Raw genomic sequence first — 10731 nt, 5'->3', positions numbered from 1 at the left:
TCATCAGCATTTTCGAGGTGATTAAACCTGCGAATGAATCTTTTTTAAAATCATAATTGACCGCCTAGCGGATCTCTACTTCAGTACTCCTCGGCAATCGGCTCTGACACTTGTAGATTGGTGGCCACGTTTGCTTTCAAGTGCCGTAGAGCATGAAATCGAACCTTTCGATGCGAGTCGCGAACTTGCAGAAGATGCGATTAATTCGCCAATAGGGCGACTCACCCAAGCGCTGCTGGCGGACATTGAATGGTGTCGTCAGGCGGGTGAGGTTATTAGGCCGGACTTGCTGAGGAATATCGCACATGCGGCCTCGATAGAGGGCCGCCAAGGCGTATATGCGCGTGCAGTCCTGATACGCGATGCAGCATTTGTTCTATCAATCGATGGGCAAACTGTGACAGGGATACTCGACGCTGCACTTACTGGTGAATCTGCCGAGGCAGCGGCGCTGCGCTCAGTGTTAGTCAATCGGGCAAACCTGTCGCCTGAAATGTCGCAGGTATTCTGTAAGCACATTCTGCAAGGTGTTACAGAAATCGGTGGCAGGGATCAAAGCTCAAGGAGGGCAGCCGCTAAAATCATGGCACCAGCCTTATCGATCATTCGTCGAGAGCAAAATGCCGATCATTGGGGTATATCACTCGAGCAAACGGATTTGGCGCTCAAAAAGGGCCCTCCTTCGTTGCGTGAGGGCGCCGTACGCTTGCTCGTGCAATGGATTCATGAGATTGAGGGCGGTCCAGCCGAGGCATGGCGTACCAGCATAGGTCGTTTACTTGCCAGATGGTCGCGTGACCGCGAGTTGTGCGAAAAGGAGCTGACGCAACATTTCGCCGAGCTTGCGATCGCAGCGGCAGATGCGTTTCCTGAGGCTTTAAATCAATTACTTCCTTATCTAACTCCTTTACATGGCCGTGGCAGTCTTTATGCGATCGAGTCGTCTGAAGCACCTGATAAGTTTCCTAGTGAGACTTTGACTTTGCTCTGGAAACTTTTCGGACCAGGTTGCACCAGTAGTCTTTACGGAGTACCCAAGATCCTGGATCGCATGATTAAAGCAAAGCCAAGTATCGAACTGGATCGACGGTTGCAATGTCTTAACCAAATGGCTCTCCGCTATGAGTAAGGAAAAATACTATGGTGACCTTTTTGCGTTCAGTAAAAAGCAACCACGCCCATTCTAGTCGTTTCCTTGGATGGCGCTTTTCTCGCTGCGCGTGCTATTTGATCTAGGCCGTTTGGTTCCTAGACATCTTCAGTTTCCGTAATGTGCCATCGTTAGAAATTCGTGGGTATCGAAAAAAACTTCGATATTGCGCATCGAAGCACTCCGTCGGCACCAGAACTGCTTGGTTAAAAGTGTCCAGGTCCTAGGCACCTGATTAAATTAGGAAAACGGACGAATGTTTGTGATCCTTCTATCATCGAGCGGACATTCATGAGCTTGTAAACCTAATTTTTGCACTGTTAACCACTTAGGTTAACAAGTCATAAAAGTGGTTTACACAACGCATCCGTAAACCCCATAGACAACGTTTACGGAGCGTTCACATTTCACATCGTTGCCATATCTTAATCTGTCTTCTATAACTTCAGCACGCTTGGCACCTCGCAACTTCATCGATTGGAGCAATGCATATGCCTACCGGCTATTACCTGGCGTGCCTCGAAACTCACCGCTACATCTGGATCGGCGCACTTGGCGATACACCAGCTGCTGCCGGTGTCGATGCTGACCTCGTATCCAGTTTTTGCCTGGTGCATCGCGGCAAGGCGCTCATCGTGGTCAGCGAGTCGCATCAGGTCGTTGAAGAAAGCCACGAATGGACGCTTTGACCTGCACACTCCACAGATAGAGCACGCATCATGTTTGTGACCGTAAAGACTCGCGTCTACTCAGATGCCACTGGTGCCTACACAGAGCTTCCAGCTTTGTTGACGTCCTGCGGTGTGCTGGAACCACTGCTCGATTACTGCCTTCACCACAGTCACGACCGAAGTCTGACGTGGATGACAAAGGTCGCACGCTCGGTGCGAATGTTTCTCGAGTACCTGCAAAGCAACCCCGCCGAGCGCGACACTTATCACCTGTTTCAGAACTTTGCTCAGCGCCTCTACACAGGGACGTTCGACCGCGAAACCGGAATCGATCCTAGCGGGTTATGCTGGGCTCCGCGGTCGCCACAGGATGCCTCGCACATCATCACCCACCTGACCGACTTCTTCGAATGGCTCGGCGAGATGCGCCCCGAGGCGCCCAAGGTGAATCCCCGCTATGCGGGTGGCGCCTTCGACCGACAGACCGACGAGGCTGCGTACCAGTATCGGCGCAGCAAGGCATTTCTTGGGCATACGTGGGCCGCGAACGTATCGCTGGAAACGGGACACCGAGTGCGTGGTCGACGTCTCCCCAAAGTTGAAAAAGACGAACCGCCGGCATTTCCAGAGGAGCGTTTCGAGGAGCTTCTGATGAAGGGATTTCGTACAGCCGGTCGCTACGATTACCGTGGCATGCTCATCACATTGCTGCAGCACGGCGCCGGCTTCCGCGAATCCGAGCCTTTCCACCTCTATATCCCCGACGTGTTCCCCGATTCCGCGAACCCAGGCCAAGCCAAGGTCCTCATTCACCATCCAAGCCACGGTGCAGCCCCCAGTGATTGGTATGACGAACGTGGAAAATCCCGAAAAGGTAATCGAGCGGAATACCTTGCCAATGAGTTCGGCTTGGCGCCGCGTACTGATTTACTTGATCGCCGTCATGCTGGGTGGAAAGGCGGTATACACGACGCCCCCTATTACAAGCAGGCCTATTGGTTCCTACCGGAGTATGGCGAATGGTTTCTGCACCTCTGGCGACGCTACCTCGACCAAGTCGTGCGCTTTGAGCGTGACCACCCTTTCGCTTTCATCAATCTGTACCGGGCTCCCGTCGGCGCGATGTATACGCTGACTCAATACAACAAGGCTCATGCTGCGGCATGCGAGCGCATAGGCCTCACAGTGGGCAAGGCACTGGGAACAACACCGCATGGACATCGGCACGCCTATGGCCGGCGACTGCGTTCCGCAGGCGTGGATAAAACATTGATTCGGCGCTTTATGCATCACGCCTCATTGGAAAGTCAGGAGGTTTATACGCAAGCTACGACCCGAGAGGTCTTGGCGGAACTCGCAGCGGCCGCGCACCGACTGCGTGAGAAACAAATTGAGAACGGCCTTGCGACGACTGATTTGATGAGCGCGATGAACGTCTGTGAATAAGGAAAGCCAATGTCTCAAGAAAAGAAAGCGATCGAGCCATCTGTATCCGAAATCACGGTACCAAAGAAGAAGGGACTGACTCGCAAGAGTGACACGTCCCTTGGCTGGGTAGGACGTGAATACCCCCAGCTTGCTCCGTGGCAACGCTTGGCTGTGAAATGGTTGAAGGGCGAAGTGCGGGGGATGGCATCTCGGCTTACAGCGATGGCTATTTTCCTGGAACGTTACATTATCAGGCAGGGGCTGCCACTCGACCCCGCCGCATTCTTGAGCCGAGATACGATTCTGCCCGATTTTTATCGCACGGTATGCCCTGATTCGGTCGACGGTATCAACTACAACAACACTATCCATGCGTTCCTTAATTTCGTTTTGCTGCTCGACTTTAGCGAAACCTCTGATTACGGGCAGTTGGTGGTCTCACCGGCGTTCTACAATCCGGTGCCCCGTCTTTCCAGGTGTGCGATCCCCAAGCGGGACGAGAGCGTCCATTCGCCACTCCCCTACGGCTATATTGATGAACTGCGACAGATATTGGCGGCCGGTCCGCATTTCAAAGACTGGCATTGGGCGCAGAGCGCGATAGGTAGCGGGATCGGCAAATCCGGGATCTGTGCGCCCGACTGGTTTGAAGTCTCAGAAGACCAGATCGACAAAAACGACCCAGATTGCATATGGCGTGTACGCCCGATACGAACTGACACTCGCTTGGAAATATGGAGTCCCGTCCGTTGGGTGGCCCTGTTAGTGAAGCTCATCTTGCCTCTGCGCACGTTCCAGGTTCGTATGCTCGATTCCGGAGAAGCGGACACCTGGCGATTCTCAGCAGAGGGTTGGGCTTTAAATTCGAGCCCGCTCGCGCAGGGCAGCGAACGAAGGCCCTTGCAACAGGGCGTGTTCCGAAAAAGTAATCCACTAGCCGATGGTGAGGCTGTTTCAACGATTTTGTACATCAGCACCAACAAGACCTCCGACACCTTAAAGTTCGGCCCTGACAAAGGCTACAACCTGCCTTGGCTCGTCGGCGGACCGGTACATCAAGATGTCTTCTATTGGCTGGAGAAGCTGCGTAACTGGCAAGAGAAGTACAACCCCATCTCACGGCGTACGCCTTGGGCAGAACTTGACGGTCGCCATTTAAAGGTAAAGACCGACGTGCAGCTCGCCAGTTATGCTGACGCCTGCTTTCTCTTTCGGATGCCTGAAACAGCTGAGGGCGAGCACCATCTTCCGCTTAAAGAAATGACATTGGCACCTAGCTGGTACCGCCTGCTTGAAACCCTTCAACAGCGACTTGCTGCTAGGGGCGAAACCCATCGCAACGGTACTCCAATTCTTTTTATTCCCCCGGTGGAGCCCGGTGTCTATGCGTCGAAGACTTTATTCCCCCTACACAGCTTGCGTGTCTCCCTCATCACCGCTCTTGCCTTGGATGGGAAAGTACCTTTCCCCATACTCCAAAAGCTGGTCGGACACAGCCGCCTGCTGATGACCATTTACTACACAAAGCCTGGTGCGACGCACATTCGCGACATACTGCTCGGTGCGGCAGATCGCCTGGAGGCGAACAAAGAAGCGAGCATTCAGACGTTTTTGCTCGACACCGAGCACGGTGAGCTTCTACAGAATATTATCTGTAACAGCATATCGAGTGTCGCGGCCGCCATCCCAGAGCATCCTGCCGCCCGCAACCCGACGGGCTGGGTGCCCATGCACCACGGCCTTTGCCTTGTTGGTGGGAACACTAGCGCATTAGAAGAAAACAGTGCGGTCGATGGCTGCCACAACGGCGGGGTGAATATCGGGTCACCATCGGTTCCAAAATTCACGCCCGTTCCAGGAGGCATTCGCAACTGCATACGTTGCCGCTGGTTCGTAACGGAACCACACCACCTGCCTGCACTCACCTCCCACTTCAACACACTCGCCTACCATTTCGACGAAGCGCGAAACACCTGCCTCGCGTCGGAAAACGAACTCCAGCATCTGAAAAAGCAAAAAATAGATGCTGAAGAAATCCGCCATCCCTTCACCCGAATGAACGACTATCGACAAGCTGAGCGTGTATGGGAAAAGTCCATGAAACGCTTCAGTGATCTCGCCGAAGACTTGGTCTCTTGCTGGCGACTCATTGAACGTTGTAAGGCGGCGCTTGAGGCCCCCCATGATAATTGTACGCAAATGATTGCTGTCGGCACGGTAGCGGACGTCCATGTCACCTTCGAGGAAACAGAGTCCGAATTGCTCCAGCTCGCGGGCGTGTGTGAAGACGTTGAGGTCTATCCCGACCTAGAACCGGGCAAGGCTGTGTTTCGCCGTAGTCAATTGCTTGATGCAGTGCTTTATCGAGACGATATGGCGCCGGTATTCATGCTGTTAAGCGAAGAAGAGCAGCTCAAAGTGGGTAACGCCTTCCTGCGGCACTTGGCTCGGCAAATGAACCCGAAAAATCCGGCCCTGGGGAAGCGAGAAGTCATTCACCTGATAGATGCGGGTGTCAGTCTCAGCCAGCACTTCAACTTGGATCTCACTTCGTTGTTGCCCACGGCAAACTTTACCAGGCACTCCCGCGGGGAAGCACTTCTTCAAGAGAGATGAAGCATGAACGGAATAACCGACATCCATCCGGACGCGGTCCTTGAGTCGCTACTCGCGAAAGGCGGACGCTCGAACCGCAGGGCAAACCTGACAAAGATGCATGAGGTGTGCGGCAAGCAGAACGAGACCGGCTCGCGGGAGTTTTCGTTGCCAGCAATAGGTCGCCTGATCGAAGCCGAGGGCATCATGAAAGGGCGCGCGCTCTACAATGCCCAATCCGCAGACTACCGAATCCTTATTGAAGCTTGGGCGGCCTATGCCGGGCCGCCTGCTCCCAAACCAAAAAAGATGCTGGCAAGCCATGAGTACTTGATGCGCATCGGGGACCCAGCTATCCGTTCCATCATGCAGGCCATTATCTCAGAACGTGACACGCTCAAGGCGCAACTCAACGTCCTGAAGTCCACGACACAGTTAACCGTGGACCGGCGCCCCTTGGGTGCGACCATTTCGGTTGCGTCTGGAAAGCAGCCTGTGGCTGTGCTCTCCCTGTCCGCACACCTGACCCCATCAGAACGCGATGCCTTGCAGAAGGCAGTGTCGGCCGATTACCTGGAAGAACGTGACCTGCATGAAGGCAGCCACGGAGAGATCCTGAGCGAGCGCGGCCGGACGGTGTTCGAGGTGGGCTTTGCCCGTGCTATCCGAAAGGTACTGGGCGATTGACCCTCAAAGGCCAGCCCGCAGTCAATGGGAACTGGTGCGGGGGGGGGGGGGGCGGGGGTTACGGTTCCGATTACGAAAAAAGCGCCGACGTTACCGCGGCGCTTGGGAGTTGGGATGTATAACGATGTATATATACATCGTAAATCTTTGGTGCTCAATATCCTGATTTCACTAGGTTTTAAGTACTCTCCTCAAAAAATATGTGTCGTTAGGGTATAAGTTAGTAAGCAGGCCCGTTTTCGTTTTGCCGATCAATCAACTGATCGTTCCCGAGCCCGCGGATCAGCGGCTTGGCACCCCTCGCATCGCAATCGAACTGTCCGGAACAAGCGATCTCATCGGAACTCTTTTGCGTATGAGAATATTTATCATTAATATTGCGGTCTTGTTGGCCCCATGACTTTGATGCGGCCTCACCTGGTTTCAAGGTCGAACCATGAAAGGCAAAACCCGCACGCTCCCCGTTCCTTATCGATTGGCGGTCACTTCTCGAGTGCTGGCTGCGGTGTTGGGCGGCTATATCGTCGCAGCGCTGGCCAGTGTCAGCTTGAGTTCATGGTTGCCGATGGCCCGGGCCGAAGCGGTGGTGACCGGGATGATGAGCTCTTTTCTGGCCTACCTGATCGCGGTGCTCTGGTGTTTTGCCTGTCGCAGTGCCTGGCGAGCCTGGTTCGGATTGATTGTGGCGAGCCTGCTGCTGGCGGCGGTGTCGGGGTTGGCTAATTGGATGGGCCACGCATGAAAGAGGGATTTCGTCAGGCGATGGCCTGGTTGCACACCTGGGCCGGGTTGACCTTCGGCTGGTTGTTGTTCGCGATTTTCCTGACCGGCACGCTCGCCTATTTCAAGGACGAGATCAGTCACTGGATGCAGCCCGAGATACCGGCGCGTGCGGTGACCTCCGAAGCCAGTCTGACGCTGGCGCAAAACTACCTCCAGCAACACGCGGCCGGCGCCTCGCGCTGGTTGATCGACCTGCCGAGTGCCCGGGAACCGGGCCTGTCAGTGCGCTGGCAACAGACCCCGGCCAAGCCCGGCGAGCGCGGGCAATTCACCGAGAAACTGCTCGACGCGCAAACCGGCAGCGAAGTGCAGGGCCGCGAATCGATGGGCGGCGATTTCTTCTATCGCTTCCACTTCCAGCTGCAAATGCCCTATCCGTGGGGCCGCTGGTTGTCGACCATCGCGGCCATGGTGATGTTCATCGGCCTGATCACCGGGATCATCACCCACAAGAAAATCTTCAAGGACTTCTTCACCTTCCGCCCGCGCAAAGGCCAGCGTTCCTGGCTGGACGGGCACAACGCGGTGGGCGTTCTGGTGTTGCCGTTTCACCTGATGATCACCTACAGCAGCCTGGTGATTTTCATGGCGATGGTGATGCCGGCGAGCATCCTGGCTTCGTACAAAGGCGATCCCCGCGCGTTTTACGCGGAGGTATTCCCGGCCTCCGGCACGCCCGAACTGGCCGGCAAACCGGCGGAACTGGCACCGATGGCGCCGTTGCTGGAGCGGGCGCGCGCGCAGTGGTCGGGCGGCCGGGCGGAACGGCTGACGGTGAACAATCCGGGGGATGCGAATGCCTCGATTGTCGTCTCAAGGGATGATGCAGACCGCGTGATTTATGACGCCAGCAGCGCGGTGACCTTCCACGGCGTGACCGGCCAGCAACTCAGCGCCACGCCACAGCAACCGGTGCCGATGGCCATCGCCGGCAGTTTCTATGGCTTGCACATGGGCCATTTCGCGAGCCCCGTGCTGCGCTGGCTGTACTTCATCTGCGGGGTGGCGAGCACGGCGATGATCGGAACCGGTCTGGTGATCTGGCTCGGCAAGCGTCAGCTCAAACATGTGAAAAGCGGTGTAATGCCCTTCGAACTGCGGCTGGTGGAAGTGCTGAACATTGCCAGCATGTCCGGGCTGGTGGTCGCGGTGGCGGCATTTTTCTGGGCCAATCGGTTGCTGCCGGTGGAGATGGCCACCCGGGCGGATTGGGAAGTGAACAGCTTCTTCATCGTCTGGGGCTTGAGCGTGGTTCACGCAGTGTTACGTTGTGGTCGCGCGGCATGGATCGAGCAATTGGCGCTGGCCGCGTTGCTGTTCTGCGGGGTGCCGCTGTTGAGCGCGCTGACCACGCCGTATCACTTGGGCGTGACGCTGGCTCAAGGTGACTGGACGCTCGCCGGGTTCGATCTGACCTGCCTGGGCAGTGGCCTGTTCCTGGCCTGGGCTGCCTGGAAAATGCAGCGCACCGGGCAGACCGTTCGCGTCGCCAAAGAACGCGCCCGATTGATCATGCTTGAGCAAAAGGTGAACTGAATGCTGTTGGCCCTGCTGCTCTGCTACGGCGGTTTCACCGCGCTGTGTTTATCAATGGATCGGCATCACGGCGAACTGCTGGGGCGCCAGCCGTCTGCCCGGCGACGCAAAACGTTCAAGCTGGGCGGCTGGTTGCTGCTGGCAGTTTCATTATGGGCGGCGGTGGCGAAAACCGGTTGGGGGCTCGGGTTGGTGGAGTGGTTTGCGGTGTTGATGCTCAGCGCCTTGCTGCTGGTGTTGTTGATGCCTTATCGCCCGCGACTGGCCCTGGCGTTGGCTGGGTTGAGCCTGCTTGCCAGTCCCGTCGCCGTGTTGGCGCAATGATGACCAGCGATCCCCCGGAATCCCGCGACGACGAATATCGCGGCGCCCGTGCGCATTTCCTTCAGGTGTTCCTTTCCCAGCGTTCGCAGATGGAAGCGCTGGTGAGCCGGCGTGTCGGCTGCCGCGCTACCGCCGCCGATCTGGTGCAGGACTTGTTTCTGCGTTTCTGGCGGCGTCCGCTGGTGCAGGTCGAGGAACTCAGCACTTACCTGCTGCGTTGCGCCGGCAACATCGCCATCGACCATTTGCGCAGCGAAGGCACGCGGGTGCGGGTCAACGAAGGCTGGATGCCGGATCAACCGGACAGCCAGGGCAGCGAACCACAAGCGGCGCTGGAGGCGGGCAACGACCTGCGTCACGTCGAAGCGGCGTTGCGCGCATTGCCGGAACGTACCCGGCAAATCTTTCTGCTCAACCGCATCCATGGCCGCAAATACGCGGAGATCGCCAAGGCCATGGGCCTGTCCCAAAGCGCCGTGGAAAAACACATGATGCGCGCCCTCGATGCCTGCAAGGCCAGTTTGCGGGAACCGCCAACGCGCACGCCAGGGAAAGCACCGTGAATCAACTCGACCGCGTCACCCCGACGCCCGCTCAAGAGCAGGCTGCACTCGCCTGGCTGAGCCTGTTGCATGACCAACCGAGCAGCGGCGATCAACTCACTTTCAGCCGCTGGCTCCAGGCCGATCCCGCCCACGCCGAGGCTTACGCCCAGGCGCAAGTGCTGTGGGAGTTGAGCGAAATGCCCGCACGGACCCTGGCCGATGAAGACGCTTTCGCCTTGCAGGGTTACCTCAATGCGATGAACCGATCCCGACGCACCCGCGTGCGGCGCTGGTCTGGCGTGCTGGCCATGGCCGCGTGCCTGGTGCTGATGATCGGCATCGGCGCGGGTTGGCAGCCGATGCGCTGGATCGATGATCTGGGGGCGGACTATGTGTCTGCGCCAGGTGAAATTCGCACCGTGACGCTGGCCGATCAGTCGCAAGTGACGCTGGACGCCGACAGCGCCATTGCCGTGGATTTCAGTGGCGGCGAGCGCCACGTTCAGCTGCGTCGCGGTGCCGGATTCTTCAGCGTGACCCACACGGGCGATCCGTTTGTGGTCGACGCTGAAAAGGGCCAGGCCCGGGTGCTCGGCACTCAGTTCGAAGTACGTTTGCAGCCCCATGGTGCGCAGGTCACGGTCCTGTCAGGACGGGTCGGCGTGACAGCGGACAGGCACGCCGAGCAGCAGATTCTGACCGCTGGCCAGCAAGTGGCGTATGGCGAAGGTTCGGCGCAAAAGCTGCGTGTGGTTGATAGTGAAGCGCAACTGGCCTGGCGTCAGGGGTGGCTCAATTACTACAAGGTCACCCTGGCCGATGTGGTGCAGGATCTGGGGCGTTATTACCCGGGGCGGATTGTGCTGCTCAACGATGAACTGGCCGCGCGGCGGGTCAGTGGCAGTTTTCCGAGCAAGGATCCGCAGGCGGTGTTGGGTTCGTTGCAGGGCGTTTTGGGGTTTGAGCAGACCAAGGTGATGGGGCATCTGATTATTTTGCGGTGAGGCTGCCG

At 57.1% G+C, this 10731-nt stretch carries 10 protein-coding genes; all 10 read left to right on the top strand.

All coding sequences use genetic code 11. From position 1 onward, the window contains the following. The first annotated feature begins 130 nt into the window (after positions 1 to 130). The 10 genes from BLU63_RS04750 (at position 131) to BLU63_RS04705 (ending at position 10723) form a co-directional block, all read left to right on the top strand. A complete protein-coding gene (locus BLU63_RS04750; RefSeq protein ID WP_083374975.1) occupies positions 131 to 1129 on the top strand; it encodes a hypothetical protein in 999 nt (332 codons plus the stop codon). A gap of 506 nt (positions 1130 to 1635) precedes the next feature. Next, positions 1636 to 1839: a hypothetical protein gene (locus tag BLU63_RS04745; RefSeq protein ID WP_231990937.1), complete on the top strand. Its 204-nt coding sequence runs from the start codon at positions 1636 to 1638 to the stop codon at positions 1837 to 1839. A gap of 30 nt (positions 1840 to 1869) precedes the next feature. After that, positions 1870 to 3267, top strand: a complete 1398-nt coding sequence (gene gmtY / locus BLU63_RS04740; RefSeq protein WP_083374973.1) for a gamma-mobile-trio recombinase GmtY — start codon at positions 1870 to 1872, stop codon at positions 3265 to 3267. A 9-nt stretch (positions 3268 to 3276) separates the two neighbouring features. Continuing rightward, on the top strand, positions 3277 to 5865 hold the full coding sequence (gene gmtZ / locus BLU63_RS04735) for a gamma-mobile-trio integrase GmtZ (RefSeq protein ID WP_083374972.1): 2589 nt from the start codon (positions 3277 to 3279) through the stop codon (positions 5863 to 5865). A gap of 3 nt (positions 5866 to 5868) precedes the next feature. Continuing rightward, complete coding sequence (gene gmtX, locus BLU63_RS04730) at positions 5869 to 6531, top strand: gamma-mobile-trio protein GmtX (RefSeq protein ID WP_083374971.1); 663 nt, start codon at positions 5869 to 5871, stop codon at positions 6529 to 6531. Between the two features lie 436 nt (positions 6532 to 6967). Next, on the top strand, positions 6968 to 7273 hold the full coding sequence (locus BLU63_RS04725; RefSeq protein WP_010463172.1) for a DUF3649 domain-containing protein: 306 nt from the start codon (positions 6968 to 6970) through the stop codon (positions 7271 to 7273). Further along, positions 7270 to 8850: a PepSY-associated TM helix domain-containing protein gene (locus BLU63_RS04720; protein WP_083374970.1), complete on the top strand. Its 1581-nt coding sequence runs from the start codon at positions 7270 to 7272 to the stop codon at positions 8848 to 8850. The genes BLU63_RS04725 and BLU63_RS04720 overlap by 4 nt, the downstream gene beginning before the upstream one ends. Further along, complete coding sequence (locus tag BLU63_RS04715) at positions 8851 to 9174, top strand: DUF3325 domain-containing protein (RefSeq protein ID WP_010463167.1); 324 nt, start codon at positions 8851 to 8853, stop codon at positions 9172 to 9174. It begins immediately after the preceding gene. Beyond that, positions 9171 to 9737: an RNA polymerase sigma factor gene (locus BLU63_RS04710; RefSeq protein WP_042932359.1), complete on the top strand. Its 567-nt coding sequence runs from the start codon at positions 9171 to 9173 to the stop codon at positions 9735 to 9737. The genes BLU63_RS04715 and BLU63_RS04710 overlap by 4 nt, the downstream gene beginning before the upstream one ends. Beyond that, positions 9734 to 10723 (top strand): FecR family protein, encoded by a 990-nt coding sequence (locus BLU63_RS04705; RefSeq protein ID WP_083374969.1) that lies wholly within the window; start codon positions 9734 to 9736, stop codon positions 10721 to 10723. Before BLU63_RS04710 ends, BLU63_RS04705 begins: the two co-directional genes overlap by 4 nt. Positions 10724 to 10731 lie beyond the last annotated feature (8 nt).

The organism is Pseudomonas mandelii (assembly GCF_900106065.1).
Classification (GTDB): domain Bacteria; phylum Pseudomonadota; class Gammaproteobacteria; order Pseudomonadales; family Pseudomonadaceae; genus Aquipseudomonas; species Aquipseudomonas mandelii.
Note: the sequence above shows the minus strand (reverse complement) of the source record. Positions and strands in the feature narration are given on the sequence as shown.

What these genes read in the sequence shown, in the direction of transcription:
- BLU63_RS04745 (WP_231990937.1), top strand. Translation starts at nt 1,636, where the DNA reads ATGCATATGCCTACCGGCTATTACCTGGCGTGCCTCGAAACTCACCGC.
- gmtY (WP_083374973.1), top strand. Translation starts at nt 1,870, where the DNA reads ATGTTTGTGACCGTAAAGACTCGCGTCTACTCAGATGCCACTGGTGCC.
- gmtZ (WP_083374972.1), top strand. Translation starts at nt 3,277, where the DNA reads ATGTCTCAAGAAAAGAAAGCGATCGAGCCATCTGTATCCGAAATCACG.
- gmtX (WP_083374971.1), top strand. Translation starts at nt 5,869, where the DNA reads ATGAACGGAATAACCGACATCCATCCGGACGCGGTCCTTGAGTCGCTA.
- BLU63_RS04725 (WP_010463172.1), top strand. Translation starts at nt 6,968, where the DNA reads ATGAAAGGCAAAACCCGCACGCTCCCCGTTCCTTATCGATTGGCGGTC.
- BLU63_RS04720 (WP_083374970.1), top strand. Translation starts at nt 7,270, where the DNA reads ATGAAAGAGGGATTTCGTCAGGCGATGGCCTGGTTGCACACCTGGGCC.
- BLU63_RS04715 (WP_010463167.1), top strand. Translation starts at nt 8,851, where the DNA reads ATGCTGTTGGCCCTGCTGCTCTGCTACGGCGGTTTCACCGCGCTGTGT.
- BLU63_RS04710 (WP_042932359.1), top strand. Translation starts at nt 9,171, where the DNA reads ATGATGACCAGCGATCCCCCGGAATCCCGCGACGACGAATATCGCGGC.